The following is a 19812-nucleotide window of genomic DNA, read 5'->3' on the forward strand; positions in this document are numbered from 1 at the left end:
CTTCGGAACAAGGAGAACATCATGAAGTTCATGCTCATCATGCGCGCGACCGACGACGCGGTGGCGGTCTATCAGGAGATGCCCTTCGAGCAGGTCATCGAGGCCATGGGCCGCTACAACGAGTCGATGATGAAGGCGGGCGTCCTCGTCGCCGGGGAAGGCCTGACCGACGCGGCGGAGGGCTTCGTCGTCGACTTCAGCGCCGAGAAGCCGCTCATCACGGACGGCCCCTACGGGGAGACGAAGGAGCTCTTCAACGGCTTCTGGATCATCGAGGTCTCCTCGCGTGAGGAGGCCGCGGAATGGGCGAGCCGGGCGCCGCTCGGACCGGGATCGTTCCTCGAGGTGCGCCGGGTGACCGGCCCGGAGGACTTCCCGGCCGACAACGAGTGGATCGAGAAGGAGGCGGGCTGGCGGGAGGAGCAGGCCCGCCGCGCCGAGCAGGCGTGACCCCCGTCCGCTGATGGACGGCTCCCCGGGCCCCGCGACGACCTCGGCCGCCTCCGCGCAGGAGGCGGCCGAGCGCGCGGTCGCGGCCGTGTGGCGCATCGAGTCCGCGCGCATCGTCGGCGCACTGACGCGGATGGTCGGCGACTTCGGCCTGGCAGAAGATCTCGCGCAGGAGGCCCTGGTCGCCGCGCTGCGGCAATGGCCCGCCGAGGGCGTGCCGCAGAATCCCGCCGCGTGGCTGACGGCCGTGGCGAAGCGGAAGGCGATGGACGGATGGCGCCGCCGCGAGCGGCTGGACGACCGTCTGGCGCTGATCGCGCACGACCTGGAGCAGGAGCAGGAGCAGGCGCAGGGGCATGAGCTGCCGTGGGACCCGGATGCCGTGGACGACGATGTGCTGCGCCTCCTCTTCATCGCGTGCCACCCGGTCCTCTCCCGGGAGGCGCAGGTCGCGCTCACGCTGCGGGTCGTGGGCGGTCTGACGAGTGAGGAGATCGCCCGCGCCTTCCTCATCCCCACGGCGACCGTGCAGCAGCGGATCGTGCGCGCGAAGAAGACGCTGGCGGCCGCGCACGCGCCGTTCGAGGTGCCACCGCGGGAGGAGCATGCGGCGCGGCTCGGCGCGGTCCTCGGGGTGCTCTATCTCATCTTCAACGAAGCGCACGCGGCCAGCAGCGGTCCGGAGTGGATGCGGCCGGAGCTGAGCGACGAGGCCATCCGGCTCGCCAGGGTGCTCGCCGCGCTGCAGCCCCGGGAACCGGAGGTGCGCGGCCTGCTCGCGCTCCTGGAGCTCACGGCCGCACGTTTCCCGGCGCGGACCGACCGGAACGGCGACCCGGTGCTGCTCGCCGATCAGGACCGTCGGCGGTGGGACCGCAGCCGCATCGCGCGGGGGAGAGCAGCCCTGGCGCGGGCGGACGGACTCGGCCGCGGACGCGGGCCTTACAGTCTGCAGGCCGCCATCGCCGAATGCCATGCCGTCGCGCCGTCCGTGGAGGAGACCGACTGGGACCGCATCGTCGTCCTCTACGAGGCGCTGGGCCGGCTCACCCCGTCCCCGGTGGTGGAGCTGAACCGCGCGGCCGCCGTGGCCATGGCGACAGGGCCCGCCTCCGCGCTGCGGCTGATAGATGAGTTGGCGGCGTCCGGGGCGCTGCGCGGCTACCACCTGCTCCCGGCCACGCGTGGCGAGCTGCTGCGCCGACTCGGCAGGGAGAGCGAGGCGCGCGGCGAGTTCGCGACCGCCGCGGCACTGGCGGGCAACGACCGCGAGCGCGGACTCCTGGAGCGCAAGGCGCGCGGTGCCGGGAGCTGATCGTCCGCAGCACGAAAAGACCCGCCCCTCACGGATGCTCTCGCAGCCGTGAGGGACGGGCGTGGGTGACGCGGGGCGCGTCGAGTGGGGTCTGCGTCAGTCGTTGACCCGCTGGCCGCGGCCGGCGATGAGACCGTAGATCAGCAGCACGATGATCGAACCGCCGATGGCGAGGAGCCAGGTGCCGAGGTCCCAGAACTCGGTGAGCGGACGGTTGAGGATCAGGCTGCCGAGCCAGCCGCCGAGCAGGGCACCGACGACGCCGAGCAGCAGGGTGATGAACCATCCGCCGCCCTGCTTGCCGGGCAGGATCAGCTTCGCGATGGCTCCGGCGATGAGGCCGAGAAGAAGAAAGCCGAGAAAACTCATGGTCAGCTCCTTGGGTCAGGAGCCCCGGGGTGCCGGGGCTTCGTGACACCTACTGTGCCCGGCTCCGGAATCGCGTGCCAACCCCTTGCGCGCTCCGTCCCGGATATGGCAAGAGGCCCGCCTCCCCAGGGAGACGGGCCTCTGGTCGCGACGGATCGGGTCAGTTGTTGCCGCGGGCGATCGCGATGATCCGCAGGATCTCGACGTAGAGCCAGACGACCGTGACCATGATGCCGAAGCCGCCGAGCCAGCCGTACTTGCGGGGAGCGCCGTTGCGCACGCCCTGCTGGATCTGGTCGAAGTCGAGCACCAGCGAGTACGCCGCCATGATCACGACGAGGACGCCGATGATGAGGCCGAGCGGGATGCCCATGATCTTCATGCTGAAGAGGCCGAAGGCGTTGTCATTGATCCCGGTCCACATGAGAACGAGGTTCAGGAGCGAGAAGACCAGGTAGCCGATCATCGCGATCATGAAGATCTTCGTGGCCTTCTTGGACGCGCGGATCTTGCCGCTCGCGAAGAGGGCGAGGGTCACGCCGACGACCGAGACGGTCGCGAGCGTCGCCTGGAAGACGATGCCGGGCCAGCGGACCTCGAAGAACGCCGAGATGCCGCCGATGAAGAGACCCTCGAACGCCGCGTAGGCGAAGATCAGCGCGGGGCGGACCTTCTTGCGCGAGGTGAAGGTGATGACCATCGCCAGCACGAAGCCGCCGAGCGCCCCGAGGGCCCAGGGCAGCACGTTGACGGCGGCGGGGTTGTACGGGTCGTAGCGCGGCACGTCGAGGCCGCCCAGGGTCAGCACCCAGCCGACGACGGCGGTGACGAGGAGGATGCCGAAGAGGCCGGCGGTCTTCCACACGGTGTCCTCGACGGACATCCGGTCGGTCTCGAGCGCGCCTGCGGCGGGAGCGGCGTACATGCCCTCGAGCTGCGCGTTGGCGGCGGCATCCATCGCGCCGTGCTGGAGCGACGCGGCCTGCGCGCCCTGAGCGCCCTGGGGCGCACCCGGGTAGGTCGCGACGTTGCGCGGGTCCTGCTGCTGGAAAGCAGGATTGTTGAAAGCGAAGTTGCTCATCAGGTGGGCCTCACTCCAAAAGGGGGGTCGTAGGTCGCTTTCCTCCACGATACCCGTGAGGCGACACTCCCGGGGTGCCTTACGCTGTGAGCGTGCCCAGCAAATCCCCGCTCGTCATCGGGCACCGCGGTGCCCCGGGCCACCGACCGGAGCACACCCGTTCGTCTTACGAGGTCGCTCTCGCGATGGGGGTCGACGCGGTCGAGCCGGACGTGGTCGCCACCCAGGACGGCGTCCTGGTCGTGCGGCACGAGAACGAGATCTCCGGCACCACGGACGTCGCCGATCACCCGGAGTTCGCGGACCGCCGCACGACGAGGCGCGTGGACGGTGCCGCACTGACCGGCTGGTTCACGGAGGACTTCACCTGGGCGGAGCTGTCCACGCTGCGCTGCCGGGAACGGCTGCCGAAGCTCCGGGCATCCAGCGCTTCCTTCGACGGCACGGAACCCATCCTGCGCCTGCGCGACGTCCTCGACCTCGTACGGGCGGCCGCGCAGGAGCAGGGCCGGCCGATCGGCGTCGTGCTCGAGGTGAAGCACGCCACGCATTTCGCGGGCATCGGACTCGACCTCGCGCCCCTCATCGCGCGGGAGCTGCGCGACGCCGGATGGGCGGCGGGGGAGCTGCCGCTGATCGTGGAGAGCTTCGAGTCGACCGTGCTCGGGCAGCTCCGCGCCGCGGGCGTCGACGCGAGCTTCGTGTACCTGATCGAGGCGGCGGGACAGCCGTACGACCTGCTCGTCGCGGAGGGTTCGAAGGCCCTGAGCTACCCGGAGACGGTGACACCCGGGAATCTGGACCGCCTGGTCGGTCAGGTCGACGGGATCAGCGTCGACAAGAAGATGCTCCTGGCGCCGGGCACGACGCTGGTCGCCGATGCCCATGCCCGCGGCCTGACCGTCTTCACCTGGACCTGCCGTCCGGAGAACGCCTTCCTCGCGGCGCCCTACCGCGGTCCGGGAGGCAAGAGCGCTTTCGGGCACTACGAGGCCGAGTGGGGCGTGATCGCCCGGCAGGGCGTGGACGGCGTCTTCGTCGACCACCCCGATCTCGGCGTGGCGTTCTTCCGCAGTTGACCCGTCGGGGTCAGAGCGTGCGGTCGAACGCGCCCTGACGGGTGGAGACGATCTCCTTGCCGAGCGGCATGAGCGACACCGGGACCATCTTGAAGTCGGCGATGCCCATCGGGATGCCGATGATGGTGATGCACAGCGCCAGTCCCGACACGATGTGGCCGAGCGCGAGCCACCACCCCGCGAGGATGACCCAGAGCACGTTCCCGAGGAACGAGCCGACGCCGGCCGTCGGCTTGCTGACGACCTCGCGGCCGAACGGCCAGATGGCGTAGGCGGCGATGCGGAAGGACGCGATGGCCCACGGGATCGTGATGATCGGGATGCACAGCAGCAGGCCGGCCAGCACGTAGCCGAGGAAGAGCGCCCAGCCCGCGAGGATGACCCAGATGATGTTGAGGATCGTGCGCATACAGCGATTGTGTCACCCGCGGGGCGGCGCGGCTGGGCATCAGCCCGGAGGTCCCCGGCGCTCGCGCCCGGCGATGCCAGACTGACCGCATGACCGGAATAGTGGTGGACGACGTCAGCAGGGCGTTCGGGGACGTGCAGGCCGTGCGAGGGGCCACGCTGCGCGCAGAGGCGGGAAGGGTGACGGGCCTGGTGGGCCCGAACGGCGCGGGCAAGACGACGCTGCTCCTGATGCTCGCCTCGTTGCTCGCCCCCGACAGCGGCTCGATCCGCATCGGCGGCATCGACCCCGAAGCCGATCCGCTCGCGGCGCGTCGCGTGCTGGGGTGGATGCCGGACGCCCTCGGCGCCTGGCCCTCCCTCACAGCCCGCGAGACCATCGTGACCACGGCCCGCCTCTACGGGATCGACCGCGCGGACGCGGAGCGGCGGGCGCAGCACCTCCTCGGTCTCGTCGGCCTGGGAGAACTCGCGGACTCCGCCGCGAAGGTGCTCTCCCGGGGGCAGAAGCAGAAGCTCGGCCTGGCCCGCGCTCTCGTTCACGACCCGCAGGTGCTGCTTCTCGACGAGCCGGCGTCGGGCCTCGATCCCGAGGCCCGCGTGCAGCTGCGGGTGCTGCTGCGCCGCTTCGCGGCCGAAGGGCGCACGGTCCTCATCTCCAGCCACGTGCTGTCCGAGCTGGAAGAGGTCGTCGACGATGCCGTCTTCCTCGTCGGCGGGGCCGTGGTGGATGCCGCTCCGGCGCAGAGCACGGTCCGCGCCTGGCGGGTGCGGCTCGCCGGTGCCACCGCGGAGCGCCTGAACGCGGACACGTGGCAGGTCGCGTCGACTCTCGGACTGGCACCTGAGTCCCTCGCCGTGGACCGCGGCGCCGTCCTCGTCGGCTTCCCCGGGGAGGACGCCGCCGCCCGGTCGCTGCGTCTCCTCGTGGAGGCGGGGCTGCCGGTCGCGGAGTTCGCACCCGCGCAGAGCGATCTGGAGCACACGTTCCTCGCGCTCCGGCACCCGCAGCCGCTCGCGGCGACGACCCCGCCGCCCCCGCCGCCTGCGGCACCCCACGGAACGGAGGCGGGAGCATGAGCCTGGCGAACATCGGCGTCATCGCGCGCCTGGAACTGACCCAGCGGCTGCGGAGCATCGGCTGGTACGTGCTTCTCGGCGTCTTCGCGCTGGTGCTCCTCGGCGTCACCGGTCTGTCGTTCGCCGTGTACTCCTGGGGGGAGGACGTCGGGGCGGGCGTGTCGTCCATCGTCGTCAACGTGGTCCTGCTGCTCGTCGTGCTCGTCTCGCCGACGCTCAGCGGCAACGCGATCAACGGCGACCGGGAGGCGGCCACGCTCGCGCCGATCCAGGTCACCGCGGCGTCGACCGGCGACATCATGCTGGGCAAGCTGCTCGCGGCGATCGCGACGGGCGGCGCGTTCCTCCTGGTGGCGGTTCCCTTCCTCGCGGCGTCGCTGCTGGCGGGCGGGACCGATCCGATCGTGCTGTTCGTGGCGCTGCTCATCCTCGCCGTCGAGATCGTCATCGTCGCCGCGATCGGCGTCGGCCTGAGCGGCCTCATCGCCCGCCCGCTGTTCTCCGTCGCGTCCACCTACCTCGTGGTCTCGGCGCTCGTCATCGGCACGATCATCGTCTTCGCGCTCGGCGGCCTGGCCGTGCGCAGCGAGGCGACGAGCTACAGCCGCCCCTACGACAACAACGGCAACGTGGACTGCGAGAGCTGGGAGAGCTACACGTACGAGGCGCCGCGGTTCGACCTCGTGTGGTGGGCGCTCGCCGCCAACCCGTTCGTCGTGCTCGCCGACGCGACCCCCACCGAGTTCAGCAAGGACGGCTACCCGGTCGACCTCTACGGGCAGATCAAGTGGGGCGTCCGCAGCGCGCAGCTCTCGCCGCTGGAGCAGCGCTGGGACGACTGCGATCCGGAGAGCGGCTCTCAGACCGCCGAGGAGGTGATCGACGAGACCGTGCCGAGCTGGTTCGTCGGGCTCGGCGTGCAGGTCGTGCTCGCGGGGGCGCTGTTCGCGGGAGCATGGGCCCGCACCCGGACGCCCGCGCGGCGGCTGCCGCCGGGCACCCGCATCGCCTGAGCGTCGGGGCCGAGGAAGACGCCACCGACCGTTCACCGGCCGTCCACCGACGGGTCGACGGACGGCCATGCGGCAGCGGTGGTCTGGACGGGTACCCGTCTGCGCTCAGTCGAGCCTTCTTCCAGGAGCCCCCATGCCCCGACTGCACTCCGTGGCCGCCGTCACGGCGGCGTGCGCGCTGAGCGCCGCCGCCCTGATCTCCGCCCCCGTCGCCGCCTCCGGTGCCATCCCTCCCGGCGAGCCCGCGCCGACCGGCGAAGCAGGGCTCGTCCTCAACGAGATCGTGTACGACGACGCGGCGACCGGGCTCGCCGACCAGATCGAGATCTACAACGCGGGCTCGGCGAGCGTCGACCTGACCGGCTGGCGGGTCTCGGACGAGAAGCGCGACAGCTTCGGCGCGGCACCGGCCGGGACGGTGCTCGCACCGGGCGCGTTCCTCGTCCTGGTGAAGGACGTGGACTTCGCCTTCGGCCTGGGCAAGGGGGACGAGGTCGTCCTCCACGACCCGGAGGGGGTCGAGGTCGATTCCTACGCCTACGCGAACACCGCGCCGCTGGCGGTCTGGGCGCGCTGCGCCGACGGGACGGGCGCCTGGGCGCATGCCATGGCGGCGACACCGGGCGCGCCCAACGACTGCCGGGTCGCGCCGGTCGCGGGGTCGATCCGCATCAACGAGGTCGACTCGCAGCCGGCCGACTGGGTCGAGTTCCACAACTCGGGGACGGAGGCGCTCGATGTCTCCGGATACGAGATCCGCGACAACTCCGATGACCACCGGTGGCGCTTCCTGCCGGGCGCCACGATCGAACCAGGAGCGTTCCTCGTCGTCGATGAGGGCACGATCGGGCTCGTCGACGGCGTGGAGGCGGCGTTCCGCGACTCCATCGGGATCGGCAGCGCCGACCGCATCCGCCTCTTCGACACCGCGGGCACGCTCGTCGACGACACGCAGCCCTGGGAGGGACACGCCGCCATCGACGGGGACTTCGCCGCCGCCACGCTCGCGCGCTGCCCGGACGGTGCCGGCGCCTTCGTGCTCGCCCACGCGACCCCGGGAGCGGCGAACTCCTGCGTCCTCCCGGACGTCGCGATCAACGAGATCGAGTCCAACGGCGACGCGACCGACTGGGTGGAGGTCGTGAACACCGGCAGCGCCACGGTCGACCTGTCCGGCTGGACCGTCATGGACGGCGATCCGGTCGGACACGCCTCGGAGACGACGCCGCTGCCGGCGGGGACGCTGCTGCCCCCGGGCGGATACCGGGTCTTCGATCAGCCCACCGACTTCGTCTTCGGGCTGGGCAACGGCGACACCGTGACGCTGCGGGACGCGAACGGACTCACCATCGACGAGCACGTCTACTCCGCGCATGCCGACGGCGTCTGGGCGCGCTGCGCCGACGGGACGGGCACGTTCATCGACGCGCCGGCAGCGACGAAGGGGCAGCGCAACGCCTGCGGGAACCCGGTGCGGATCAACGAGGTCGAGTCCGACGGTGGGGCGCCGGACGACTGGATCGAGCTCGTCAACCCGACCGGCGCCTCGCTCGACATCGGTGGCGCCGTCGTGAAGGACGACGACGACGCCCACGCCTACACCGTTCCCGTCGGCACGACGATCCCGGCCGGAGGCTTCTTCGTCATCGAGCGTTCGGCCCTCGGCTTCGGGCTGGGCGCGGGCGACGCCGTCCGCCTCTTCGACGGTGAGCTGCTCATCGACGAGACCGCCTGGGGCGAGGGCCACGCGGCGACCTCCTGGGGCCGCTGCCCTGACACCACGGGAGCCTTCGCGGCGACCGCGACGCCGACGAAGGGCGCGCCGAACGTGTGCGCGGGCGAGGTCGCCGTCGGCACCTGGCCGGGGTCGGCCGAGGTGCGGGTGCTCGACGACGTGCCGACGTTCCTCGAGGACAGTTCCGGCCTCGACGTGCAGGAGACCGCGGACGGGGCATTCCTCTGGGCCGTGGACAACGGCGAGGGGCGCATCTGGAAGCTCGAGGCCCACGCGGACGGCTCGGTGGAGAAGGCCGCGGGCTGGGACGAGGGCAAGCGCGTGCGCTTCGCCAAGGACGCCGGGAACCCGGGCGCCGCAGGGCCGGACACCGAAGGCATCACGGTCGACGGGAGGGGCCTGGTCTACGTGGCGTCCGAGCGCGACAACAGCGCCAAGGGTGTGAACCAGAACGTGCTGCTGCAGGTCGATCCGGACGCGGCGGCCGGCGATCTCGTGGCGCAGCGGGAATGGGATCTCACGGCGATGCTCCCGGCGGTCGGCGCGAACCTCGGCATCGAGGCCGTGCAGTGGGTGCCGGACAGTGCGCTGAACGGAAAGCTCTTCGACGACACCACCGGGACGGCCTACGACCCGGCCGTGCATCCGGGACACGGCGACGGTCTCTTCTTCGTCGCGGTGGAGGACAATGGGCACGTCTACGCCTTCGCGCTCGCCGGGGACGGCACGGCCACGCTCGTCTCCGAGATCTCCTCCGGGCTCACCGGTGTCATGGCGCTCGACTGGGATGCCGTCCGCGGCACCCTGTGGGCGGTGTGCGACGACGGCTGCCAGGGCCGCTCCGCCGAGCTCAGCCTGAACGGGACCGCCCAGCCCGGGATCGCCCACTACGCACGGCCCGCGGGCATGCCCGACATCAACAACGAGGGCTTCACCACGGCTCCCGCATCGCTCGCGGTCGACGGACGGCGTCCGGTGTGGTGGTTCGCCGATGGCTTCGCCTCGGAGGCGCTGCGCACCGGCACGCTGCCGGGCGGCACAGGCGCCGAGAACCCCGGCGGCGAGAACCCTGGTGGGGAGAACCCTGGTGGGGAGAACCCTGGTGGGGAGAACCCGCCGCTTCCCGGCTCGGAGCTCGTGGACGGCAACCGCCACGGCGTCACCGTCGATCCGGCGGTGGCCGCACGGGGGCAGCGGGTCACCGTCACGGTCGGCGCGGATGCCGTCGGAGCGCGGGCGGAGGTCTGGATGTACTCCGACCCGGTCCGCCTGGCTGCGGGGACGCTTTCGGCGACGGGTGCCCTCACGGTCACCGTTCCGATGGACGCGCCGCTGGGCGCGCACCGCATCGCCGTCTACGCGGCGGATGGGACGCTCCTCGGCTGGGCCGACCTGCGCGTCACCGCCGCGGGCGAGGGGCTGGCCGCGACCGGAGCGGACCTGCCGGTGGCCGCCACCGCGCTCGCGCTGATGCTCCTCGCGACCGGGGTCCTCGCGCTGCGCCGTCGGAAGCGCACCGCCTGACCGGGGGAGGGGTGCGGGCGGTCGCCTGCATCCCTCCCCGGCGGGGACCTCGATGTCGGTGCCGCCGCCTAGACTCGAGAGGTCATGACCGAAGCCCCTCTCATCGTCCCCGGTTCCGTCGGCCCGCAGTCCTCCGGCGCCCCCGCGCAGGACGACCTCCTCGCCGGCCTCAACCCCCAGCAGCTCGAGGCCGTCACGTATCGCGGCCCCGCGCTGCTCATCGTCGCCGGTGCCGGCTCGGGCAAGACGAGCGTGCTCACGCGCCGCATCGCCTCGCTCCTGCGCAGCCGCGAGGCGTGGCCGAGCCAGATCCTCGCCATCACCTTCACCAACAAGGCCGCCGGCGAGATGCGCGAGCGCGTCGAGGGGCTCATCGGCGACGCCGCGCGCGGCATGTGGATCTCCACGTTCCACTCCGCGTGCGTGCGGATCCTCCGCCGCGAGGCGCAGCAGTTCGGGTTCACCAAGAACTTCACCATCTACGACTCCGGAGACTCCCGCGCCCTCCTCAAGCGGCTGGTCAAGGAGCACGAGGCCGACGCCTACGGGCTCACCCCGGCGGCGGTCCAGGGGCGCATCTCCAAGCTCAAGAACGAACTCTCCGATGCCGAGTCCTACGCGCGACAGGCCAACGTGAGCGACCCGGCCGAGCGCGTCTTCGTCGAGGTCTTCGCCGACTACCAGCGCCAGCTCCAGAAGGCCAACGCCTTCGACTTCGACGACCTCATCGGGCAGACGGTCTACCTGTTCCGGGCGTTCCCCCAGGTCGCCGACACCTACCGCCGCCGCTTCCGGCACATCCTCGTCGACGAGTACCAGGACACCAACCACGCGCAGTACGCGCTCATCCACGAGCTCACCCGTCCGGTGTCCGGCGTCGGCGCGACGCCGGAGCCGTATGCCGCCAACGGCATGATGATCTTCGAGCCCGATCCCGAGCCTGCGCCGGGAGCCGGTGAGGCCGGGGCGTCGCTGACGGTGGTCGGCGACTCGGATCAGTCGATCTACGCCTTCCGCGGCGCGGACATCCGCAACATCAGCGAGTTCGAGCGCGACTTCCCGGGGGCGAAGGTCGTGCTCCTCGAGCAGAACTACCGCTCGACGCAGAACATCCTCTCCGCGGCGAACGCCGTCATCGGCAACAACTTCGACCGCAAGGACAAGAAGCTCTGGAGCGACCGCGGCGAGGGCGACAAGATCATCGGCTTCACCGGCTACTCGCAGCACGACGAGGCCCAGTTCGTCGCCGACGAGATCGAGGCCCTGCACCGCAAGGGCATGCCGTACTCGGAGATGGCCGTCTTCTACCGCACGAACTCGCAGTCCCGCGCGCTGGAGGAGATCTTCATCCGCTCGGCCGTGCCCTACAAGATCATGGGCGGCACGAAGTTCTACGAGCGCGCCGAGATCAAGGACGCGCTGGCCTATCTCGTGGCGGTCGCCAACCCCGCCGACGAGATGGCGGTGCGCCGTATCCTCAACAAGCCGCGGCGCGGCATCGGCGACGTCACCGAGACCGCCATCGCCCGCTTCGCCGAGGAGCACGGCATCTCCTTCCGCGATGCCCTGTCGCTGCCGGGCCAGCTCGGCGTGGGACCGAAGATCCAGGCTGCCATCGCCCAGCTCGACGCCGTGCTCGCCGAGGCGACGGCGATCATGCTGCCGCCGACGGGGGAGGTGCCGCCGCCCACCTCCGTGGCGGACGGGCTCAGCCTGCTGCTCTCCAAGAGCGGCTACCTCGACGCGCTGCGCGCCAGCCGCGATCCGCAGGACGAGGCCCGCGTGGAGAACCTCGACGAGTTCGTGGCGGTGACCCGCGACTTCGCGCGCAACAACCCCGAGGGCACCATCACCGACTTCCTCACCGAGGTCGCGCTGGTCTCCGACGCGGACGACCTCGACGACGAGTCCGGATCGGTCTCGCTCATGACGATGCACACCGCCAAGGGCCTGGAGTACGACGCGGTCTTCGTCACCGGCGTCGAGGAAGACCTCATCCCGCACCGCATCTCGGCGGGGGAGCCCGGGGGACCGCAGGAGGAGCGACGCCTGTTCTACGTGGGCATCACCCGCGCCCGCAAGCGCCTGCACCTGTCCCTGGCGATGACCCGCGCGCAGTTCGGCGAGGTGACGGTCGCCATGCCCAGCCGGTTCCTGCAGGAGATCCCGGCCTCCCTCATCGACTGGCGGCAGTCCCCGGGCGACGTGAACTCCCGCGGGGGCATGCAGTCGCGTGCGCTGAACGCCCGTCGCTCCGGTGGGTCCGGCGACCGCTTCGGCGTGAAGGCCCTGCCCCGCGAGTCCCTCAAGCCGCTCTCCACGGCGATGGACAAGATCCCCAACCGCGTCACCGCCAAGATGCGCGACAACGGCGACCTCGAGCTCGCCGCCGGCGACCGCATCCGGCACGACGACTTCGGCGAGGGGAGGGTCGACGCCGTCACGGGCGAAGGCGCCAAGCGCATCGCCCATGTCCGGTTCGACACGGCAGGGCAGAAGAAGCTGCTCATCAAGGTCGCCCCGATCCAGAAGCTCTGACGTCGCGGCGGAGAGGGCGGGGAGACACGGTTAGGCTGGCTCCCATGGCCCTCTTCTCCCGCCGTAAGAAGTCCGGCGACGACGCCGTCGCTCCCGCCCCCTCCGCCGCTCCGGCCACCGAGAGCGAGGAGGACGCGAGCACGGCGACCGAGGAGTCGGAGGCTCCGACGGCCGAGGCCTCGCCCACCGTCGGCATCTCGGTGCAGGCGTTCCGCGGTGTCGGCGCCGAAGCCGGGCCCGAGGTCGCGCTTCCGGATCCGGAGGCCGCGGCGGCAGCCGCGGCGCCCGCTGCCGCGCCGACGCCGCCGAGCCCCACCGCGGAGCCCGCGGCACCGGCGGCCGAGCGGAAGCTCCCGCTCGCTCCCGCGCTCCCGCCGGAGCAGACCGAGACCGTGGCCGGCATGAAGGACAACGTCCTTCTGCGCGAGTCCCTGGCGCAGATCGAGGCGGGGGCCTCGAACGAGCAGCTCCTCGGGGTGCTCCGCCAGGCTCTCCAGGGGCACCTCTACATCCGCGTGAACGGCGATGCCCGCGCGCAGATCAGCGAGGGCAAGCCGCTCGCCGTCGCCGTGGTCCGCGATGGGGAGCGCCAGTTCATGCTGGCGTTCAGCTCGGCGGCCGCCGTCCGGGATTCCGTGCAGCTCGAAGCCGATCCGTCCGCGACCTCCGCTGTCGCCCAGCCGACGACCTCGGTGATGCAGCAGGTCGTCTCCGGCGACTTCGCAGGTCTCATCATCGACAACGCGTCCGCGCCGCATCGTGTGGTGTTCCCCACCGAGCTCCTGCAGAAGACGCTCGAGCAGGCCGACGTCGACATGACCGTGAAGTCCCTGCTCGCGGCACCGCGGGAGCAGGACTCGCCCGCCAAGGTGGGCGAGGCTCTCGCCACGACCCGCATGTGGGTGGCGGTGAACGACGGATCCGGCACCGGGCAGGTCGGCATCGCCGAGGCGCAGACCGCCGACGGCCGCCGCTTCCTCCAGCTCTTCTCGCACCCGCTGGAGGTCATCGCGCTCGGCCGGGGCGACCGCCCGCTGCCGTTCGAGCCGGACCAGCTCGCGAAGGTGCTGTCGAGCCACTCCGAGATGGCCGGCGTCATCATCGACTCCGCAGGGCCCTCCATGGTGGTGGAGCGCGACGCCCTCGCGCCGGTGCTCGTGCGCGCGGTGCGGATCGAGGACTGACGGCGCGCACACCCGGAGTCGCCGGGGGTTCCGCGGGTCGTGACCGCGCCCTAGGGTCGGAGCATGGCCTCTGAACGCGTGACCCTGACCGTCGCCGACACCGATGGAGGGCGTGAGGTCGCGCTCTCCAGCCCGAACCGGGTCGTCTGGCCCGACCTCGGCATCACCAAGGCCGAGCTCGCCGAGTACGTGCAGCTCGTGTCGGTGCCGTTCCTCGCGGCGAACGGCAACCGGCCGGTGTCTCTGGAGCGCTTCCGGGACGGCGTGGGGACCGCCGGAGGACCGCGGCCGGAGGGCTTCTTCTCGAAGAACCCGCCCAAGGGCACTCCGGACTTCGTCGACGCCGTCACGGTCACGTACAACAGCGGCCGCCGCCATCCCCAGATCGTCCTGAACCGCACCAGCGCGATCGTGTGGGCGGTGCAGATGAACACCATCGTCTTCCATCCCTGGGCGTCGTTGGCGACCGATTCCGACAACCCCGTCGAGCTGCGGATCGACCTCGACCCGCAGCCGGGCACCGGCTTCGCCGAGGCCGTCCCCGCGGCCCACGCCCTGCGGGAGGTGCTGCGGGAGGCCGGCCTCGAGGCGTTCGCGAAGACGAGCGGCAACCGGGGCCTGCACGTCTTCGCCCCGATCGAGCCCACCCACGAGTTCCTCGACGTGCGGCATGCCGTGATCGCCGCCGGCCGGGAGCTCGAGCGCCGGATGCCGGACCGGGTCACGACGAACTGGTGGAAGGAGGAGCGCGGCGAGCGCCTCTTCGTCGACTTCAATCAGGCCAACCGCGACCGCACGATGGCCGGCGCGTACAGTCCGCGTGCCCTCCCCGGTGCGACCGTCGCGACGCCCGTGCACTGGGAGGAGCTCGACGATCTCGACCCGCGCGTCTTCACCGTGCGGAGCATCCCGCAGCGGCTCGAAGAGGTCGGCGACCCGTGGGCCGACATGCAGGCGAAGCCCGGGCGCATCGACACGCTCCTGGAGTGGTGGGAGCGCGACACGGCGAACGGCCTCGGGGAGCTGCCCTTCCCGCCGGAGTTCCCGAAGATGCCGGGCGAGCCGCCGCGCGTGCAGCCGAGCAAGAAGAACGCCGCGAACTGGGACGCCGACGGCAACCCCGCCGACGACTGAGCGGGCTCAGCTCAGGACGTCGGCGAGGTCGTAGCCCTCGACGGTGTCGAGCTGGTCGTACGTGCAGGAGCGGGCGTCGCGGTCCGGCCGCCACCGCTCGAACTGCACGGTGTGACGGAAGCGGGCGCCCTCGAGCTGGTCGTACCGCACCTCCAGCACCCGCTCGGGACGCAGCCGCACGAACGAGACATCCTTCGACCCGCTGAACCGCGAGCGCTCGCCCTCGCCCGTCACCGCCGCGCCGTCCTCGTCACGCTCGACCAACGGTGCGAGCTCCTCCACGAGCTGCTTCCGCTTCGCGTCGCTCCATGCCGCGACCCCGCCGACCTGACGCAGGGTCCCCTCGGCGTCGTAGAGCCCGACGAGCAGCGACCCGACCCCGGTGCCGGACTTGTGGATGCGGTAGCCGAGGGCGACGACGTCGGCGGTCCGCGCGTGCTTGATCTTGAAGAGGGTGCGCTTCCCCGGTGCGTACGGCTGCGCCAGCGGCTTGGCCACGACGCCGTCGAGGCCCGCGCCCTCGAACTCCTGGAGCCAGCGGACGGCGGCGTCACGGTCGCGGGTGGTCCTGGTCAGGTGCAGCGGGTGCTCCACGGACTCCATGAGCGTCTCCAGCCGGGCCCGCCGCGTCTCGAACGACTGGTCGCGCAGGTCGTCCTCACCGGAGGCGAGCAGGTCGAACGCGATGAACAGGGCCGGGGTCTCGACGGCGAGCTTCGCGACCCGGGAGGCGGCCGGGTGGATGCGCTGGCTGAGGGCCTCCCAGTCCAGACGCTGCGCGCCGTGCGGACCCGTGGCCACGACGATCTCGCCGTCGAGGAGGCAGGGCACGGGCAGCAGCTCAGGGATCGCATCGACGAGCTCCGGGAAGTAGCGCGTGAGGGGCTTCGCGCCGCGGGACCCGATCTCGACCGTCTCGCCGTCCCAGGCGATGAGCCCCCGGAACCCGTCCCACTTCGGCTCGTAGAGCAGCCCGCCCGGGGTCTTGTCGGGGTCGGGGACGGCCGCGACGGCCTTGGCGAGCATAGGGGCCGGGATCTCGTAGCGCATGCACCCATCCTGGACCGGGCGGCGAGCGGGGGAAAGGGCAGGATCAGCCGAACAGGTCGTCGAGTTCCGCGGGCGTGCCGGCATCGTGGAGCACGGTGTGTGCCGCGTGCCACCCGGCCATGCCGTTGACCGCGGGCCCGGGCGGAGTGGAGGCCGACGCGAGGTACACGCCCGGCATCGGTGTGCGCCACGGCGCGGGGGAGAGGACGGGGCGGCGCAGGGCCTGACGCATATCGAAGACGCCGCCGGAGATGTCGCCGCCGATCTCGGCCGGGTTGATCGCCTCGCGGGAGGAGGCCGGCACCGCGTGGTGGGCGAGGATCCGGTCGCGGAAGCCCGGCGCGAACCGCTCGACCTGCGCGGTGATGAGCTCGGTCGGGTCGAGGTCGGAGCCGTTCGGCACGTGGATGTACGCCCAGAGCACGGCCCTGCCGTCGGGTGCCCTGGTCGGGTCGAAGAGCGACGGCTGGACGGCCAGGACGTAGGGGCGCTCGGACACGCGACCGACGGCGACCGCGTTCTCGCTGTTCCACACCTCGTCCCTCGTCCCGGCCACGTGCACGGTGGGCGCGTTCCGCACGTGCTCGTTCGTCCACGGGATGGGGCCGTCGAGCGCGAAGTCGACCTTGGCCGCCGCGGCGCCGTAGCGGTAGCCGCGGAGCGCACGGGCATACGACGCCGGGATGTCCGGGTGGGTGAGGGCGAGCCGGGGGGAGGCGTTGAGCAGGAGCACGTCGCCGCGGGTGGGGTCGCCCCAGTCCAGCGCGGCGAGATCGGTGACCCGGGTGCCGGTCTCGATCGAGCCCCCGTGAGCCTCCAGGTCGGCGATGAGGGCGTCGGCGATCACCTGCGAGCCGCCGCGGGGGTACGGCCAGCCGCCGGCGTGGGCGAGTCCGGCCAGCAGGAGCCCGGCCGCAGCCCCCGCGAGCGTGGGCTGCGGGGAGTTCGCGTGCGCGACGACTCCCGCCATGAGCGCGGCCGCCTCCTCGGTGCGGAAGGCGGCGCGCGCCAGGGGAGTGCCCTGGTCGAGCATGCGGATCGCGTAGCGGACCGCGGTGACCGGGTCGTGCGGGAGGCGGAGGAGCTGGTTCCCGGTGAAGTCCGTGACGCCGTCGATGTGGGTGCTGAGGGGGCGGAGCCGGCGCCGCCACGCGTCGCCGTCGATGCCGAGCTCGGCCGCGGTGCGCTCGATGTCGCGCCAGGCGATGGCGGCACGGCCCCCGTCCAGCGGATGGGCGAACGAGATCTCGGGGCGGATCCACTCGATCCGCTCGTCGAGCCCGAACGCCTGGAAGAACGGCGAGGCCACGGCCGCAGGGTGGACGGCCGAGCAGACGTCATGACGGAAGCCGGGGAGGGTGGCCTCCTGGGTGCGCAGGCCGCCTCCCACCGTGTCCGCGGCCTCGAGCACGCGCACCCGGTAGCCGGCGCGGGCCAGGGAGACGGCGGCGGCGAGGCCGTTCGGTCCGGATCCGATGATCGTCGCGAGTGCCATGCGGCCAGTCTCGCACGCGAGCCCGCGGTCAGCGGAGGGGGTTGCGCCGTGCGATCCTGGAAGGGATGAATGAAGTCCAGGGCCCGACCCCCGCCGGCACCTCCCGTCCGTACCGCTCGCTTCCCGAGGCGCTCCGCGCCCATCGCATCGATCCGGTGAACCACGCGTTCATCACCGAGATCGTCGAGGTCGCGGGGGTGACCTCGCTGATCGACCGCGGTCGCTACATCGAGGCGATCCGCCGCGAGGGGGCGGCGCTGCACATCGGCCGCACGTACACCAACGGCTTCACGGAGGACGAGGTCGTGACCGTCGGGTCCACCCGCCTCCGCCTGCAGCCCAGCGAGGGGCGCGCGCCCTACTTCTACGTCACGCACCCGAGCGAATTCGCCCCGCAGGCCCCGGTCAAGGCCAAGCGCTCCACGACGCCGCGCACCCCCGCCGCTCCCCGCACGCCCGCGGCTCCGAAGCCCGTCGAGCGCGACTACGGCGTGTGCGACGTGTGCTTCATGGTGAAGACCCCCGCCGGCGGCTGCGGCTGCGACTGATGCCCGCCGCCTCCGCGTCGCGCCGCGGCGTCACCGTCCGCGAGGCGGAGTGGCCGGGTGACGCGGCCTTCGTCGGTGCCGCGGTGTCGACGTATCTCCGGCAGACCGAGCAGGAGAAGCACGACGTCCTGGGTGACCCCGCGGAGCCCGAGGCCGAACTCCCCGAGCGATACCGGCCGGAGGTCCGCGATCCGGCGACCGCGTACGCCGGCGGACGGGTGCTCGTGGCGGAGCTCGCCGGGGCTCCGGTCGGCGTGGTGATCGCGCTTCCGCATGCCGGGTACACCGAGATCAAGCGGCTCTGGGCGGATCCGGCGGTCCGCGGTCGCGGCGTCGGTTCCGCGCTGCTCGACGCCGTCCTGGTGGAGGCCGAGGGCGCGGTGCGGCTGTCGGTCTGGGACTGGCGCGACGCCGCGATCCGGCTCTACGCGTCCCGCGGCTTCCGTCCCGTCGACCCCTGGGACGACCGCGACCGCCTCCTCTGCTTCGAGTCGCGCACTTCGCTGCATCCGGCCGCCGAATCCAGCACAGTGCGCGATTCGAAGGGCTAGGCGAAGGCGCTCATCCCGGTGATGTCGCGGCCGAGCAGCAGGGCCTGCACGGATTCGGTGCCCTCGTAGGTGTGGATGGCCTCGATGTCGGCCAGGTGCTGCATGACGCCGTTCTCCAGGAGGATGCCGTTGCCGCCGAGGAGATCCCGCGCCGTCGCGGCGATCCGCCGGGCCGCCCGGGTGTTGTGGAACTTCGCGAGCGAGGCCTGCGTCGGCCGCAGCGCCCCCGCCTGCTCCAGATCGGCCATGCGGCGGCAGTAGAGCTGCATCGCCGTCAGATCCTCCAGCATGTGCGTGAGCCGCTCCTGCACCATCTGGAACTTCGCGAGCGGCTTGCCGAACTGCACACGCTCCTTCGCGTAGGCCAGCGCCGCCTCGTAACAGGCCGTCGCGTGACCCAGCGCCGACCACGCGACCCCGGACCGGGTGGCGTACAGCACGGTCGAGGCGTCCTTGAAGCTCTTCGTCCCCGGCAGCACCGCGTCCCGCGGCACCCGCACGTCGTCCAGGCGGATGTGGGCCTGATGGATCGCGCGCAGGGAGGCCTTCCCGCGGATCACGGTGCCGGTGTATCCGGGGGTGTCCTGCTCGACGAGGAAGCACCGCACCGCGCCGTGCTCGGCGGCGGACTCGTCGTCGACCCGCGCCCAGACGAACGTGATCCCGCCCGAGGCGCCGTTGCCGATCCACTTCTTGGCACCGCGGAGCACCCAGGAGTCCCCGTCGCGGCGGGCCACGGTCTCCAGCGAGACGGAGTCGGAGCCGTGGTCGGGCTCGGTCAGGGCGAAGGAACCGAGCACCGTGCCGTCGGCGAGTGCCGTGAGCCAGCGGTCCTGCTGGGCGGGCGAGCCGAACAGCGCGAGCGTCCGCAGCGCGAGCCCGCCCTGCACCGCGAGGATCGTGCCGAGGGAGCCGTCCCCGCGCGAGATCTCCATGTTGACCAGGCCCGCGGCGAGCGGGGAGAGCCGGGTCAGCGCGGGGTGGTCGACGCCGTCGACGACGAGGTCCATCTCGCCCATGCGGCGTGCGGCGTCGAGCGGGTACTCGGCGCGGTCCCACGCCTCGGCCATCTGCGGGGCGACCTCATCGACGTACGCCTTCGCGCGGTCCCAGGCCTCCCGGTCGGCGGCGGGGATGTCGGCGAAGACCGCGTAGTAGTCGCTGTCCTGCCGCCCGGTGACGTCGTAGGACGAGACGCGCTCGCCGGGGAAGGGGGAGGCTTCAGTGCTCATGGGTGCTCCTTCGTGACACCAGGTAT

Annotated in this window: 17 protein-coding genes; 11 read left to right on the plus strand and 6 right to left on the minus strand. The window is 71.8% G+C overall.

The window, feature by feature from the left end; genetic code table 11:
• Positions 1 to 21 precede the first annotated feature (21 nt).
• On the plus strand, positions 22 to 450 hold the full coding sequence (locus ACFU8V_RS06430; RefSeq protein ID WP_085606868.1) for a YciI family protein: 429 nt from the start codon (positions 22 to 24) through the stop codon (positions 448 to 450).
• A 13-nt stretch (positions 451 to 463) separates the two neighbouring features.
• A complete protein-coding gene (locus ACFU8V_RS06435; protein ID WP_378869861.1) occupies positions 464 to 1765 on the plus strand; it encodes an RNA polymerase sigma factor in 1302 nt (433 codons plus the stop codon).
• 96 nt (positions 1766 to 1861) lie between these two features.
• Here ACFU8V_RS06435 and ACFU8V_RS06440 read toward each other — a convergent pair whose 3' ends face one another.
• On the minus strand, positions 1862 to 2134 hold the full coding sequence (locus tag ACFU8V_RS06440) for a GlsB/YeaQ/YmgE family stress response membrane protein (protein ID WP_025103755.1): 273 nt from the start codon (positions 2132 to 2134) through the stop codon (positions 1862 to 1864).
• A gap of 160 nt (positions 2135 to 2294) precedes the next feature.
• The gene (locus ACFU8V_RS06445) at positions 2295 to 3215 is read right to left on the minus strand and encodes a Bax inhibitor-1/YccA family protein (protein WP_303708602.1); all 921 of its coding nucleotides are present in this window, start codon (positions 3213 to 3215) and stop codon (positions 2295 to 2297) included.
• A gap of 92 nt (positions 3216 to 3307) precedes the next feature.
• On the opposite strand from ACFU8V_RS06445, the gene ACFU8V_RS06450 reads away from it, so the two are divergent.
• Positions 3308 to 4294, plus strand: coding sequence for a glycerophosphodiester phosphodiesterase family protein (locus ACFU8V_RS06450; protein ID WP_338565567.1), 987 nt, complete (start codon positions 3308 to 3310; stop codon positions 4292 to 4294).
• A gap of 10 nt (positions 4295 to 4304) precedes the next feature.
• Here the strand turns inward: ACFU8V_RS06450 and ACFU8V_RS06455 are convergent, their stop codons facing one another.
• Positions 4305 to 4703, minus strand: a complete 399-nt coding sequence (locus ACFU8V_RS06455) for a YccF domain-containing protein (protein ID WP_060922036.1) — start codon at positions 4701 to 4703, stop codon at positions 4305 to 4307.
• Between the two features lie 89 nt (positions 4704 to 4792).
• On the opposite strand from ACFU8V_RS06455, the gene ACFU8V_RS06460 reads away from it, so the two are divergent.
• The 6 genes from ACFU8V_RS06460 to ligD all read left to right on the plus strand — a co-directional run bounded on the left by ACFU8V_RS06460 (position 4793) and on the right by ligD (position 14910).
• Positions 4793 to 5782 (plus strand): ABC transporter ATP-binding protein, encoded by a 990-nt coding sequence (locus tag ACFU8V_RS06460; protein ID WP_085606864.1) that lies wholly within the window; start codon positions 4793 to 4795, stop codon positions 5780 to 5782.
• Positions 5779 to 6795: an ABC transporter permease gene (locus ACFU8V_RS06465; RefSeq protein ID WP_126894123.1), complete on the plus strand. Its 1017-nt coding sequence runs from the start codon at positions 5779 to 5781 to the stop codon at positions 6793 to 6795. The genes ACFU8V_RS06460 and ACFU8V_RS06465 overlap by 4 nt, the downstream gene beginning before the upstream one ends.
• Positions 6796 to 6928: 133 nt before the next feature.
• Positions 6929 to 10054 carry a lamin tail domain-containing protein gene (locus ACFU8V_RS06470; protein WP_378869870.1) on the plus strand — a complete coding sequence of 1042 codons (3126 nt, stop codon included), beginning with the start codon at positions 6929 to 6931 and terminating at the stop codon, positions 10052 to 10054.
• A gap of 84 nt (positions 10055 to 10138) precedes the next feature.
• Positions 10139 to 12592, plus strand: a complete 2454-nt coding sequence (locus tag ACFU8V_RS06475; protein ID WP_378869873.1) for an ATP-dependent helicase — start codon at positions 10139 to 10141, stop codon at positions 12590 to 12592.
• Between the two features lie 44 nt (positions 12593 to 12636).
• The gene (locus ACFU8V_RS06480; protein WP_085606857.1) at positions 12637 to 13776 is read left to right on the plus strand and encodes an SseB family protein; all 1140 of its coding nucleotides are present in this window, start codon (positions 12637 to 12639) and stop codon (positions 13774 to 13776) included.
• Between the two features lie 63 nt (positions 13777 to 13839).
• Positions 13840 to 14910, plus strand: coding sequence for a non-homologous end-joining DNA ligase (ligD, locus tag ACFU8V_RS06485; RefSeq protein WP_085606856.1), 1071 nt, complete (start codon positions 13840 to 13842; stop codon positions 14908 to 14910).
• 6 nt (positions 14911 to 14916) lie between these two features.
• Here ligD and ACFU8V_RS06490 read toward each other — a convergent pair whose 3' ends face one another.
• Positions 14917 to 15960 (minus strand): ATP-dependent DNA ligase, encoded by a 1044-nt coding sequence (locus ACFU8V_RS06490; RefSeq protein ID WP_025103765.1) that lies wholly within the window; start codon positions 15958 to 15960, stop codon positions 14917 to 14919.
• A 43-nt stretch (positions 15961 to 16003) separates the two neighbouring features.
• Positions 16004 to 17455, minus strand: a complete 1452-nt coding sequence (locus ACFU8V_RS06495) for an NAD(P)/FAD-dependent oxidoreductase (protein ID WP_303708612.1) — start codon at positions 17453 to 17455, stop codon at positions 16004 to 16006.
• Positions 17456 to 17520: 65 nt separating this feature from the next.
• Between ACFU8V_RS06495 and ACFU8V_RS06500 the strand changes: the two genes are divergently transcribed.
• Together ACFU8V_RS06500 and ACFU8V_RS06505 are read left to right on the plus strand one after the other, a co-directional pair.
• Positions 17521 to 18003, plus strand: a complete 483-nt coding sequence (locus ACFU8V_RS06500; protein ID WP_085606851.1) for a hypothetical protein — start codon at positions 17521 to 17523, stop codon at positions 18001 to 18003.
• Entirely contained in the window at positions 18003 to 18554 is a 552-nt protein-coding gene (locus tag ACFU8V_RS06505; RefSeq protein ID WP_303708613.1) for a GNAT family N-acetyltransferase, read from the plus strand. The genes ACFU8V_RS06500 and ACFU8V_RS06505 overlap by 1 nt, the downstream gene beginning before the upstream one ends.
• On the opposite strand, the gene ACFU8V_RS06510 is transcribed toward ACFU8V_RS06505, so the two are convergent.
• Entirely contained in the window at positions 18551 to 19786 is a 1236-nt protein-coding gene (locus ACFU8V_RS06510; RefSeq protein WP_249520975.1) for an acyl-CoA dehydrogenase family protein, read from the minus strand. The two genes, ACFU8V_RS06505 and ACFU8V_RS06510, sit on opposite strands and share 4 nt — an antisense overlap.
• Positions 19787 to 19812 lie beyond the last annotated feature (26 nt).

Source organism: Microbacterium sp. NPDC057658 (assembly GCF_042799975.1).
Lineage (GTDB): Bacteria > Actinomycetota > Actinomycetes > Actinomycetales > Microbacteriaceae > Microbacterium.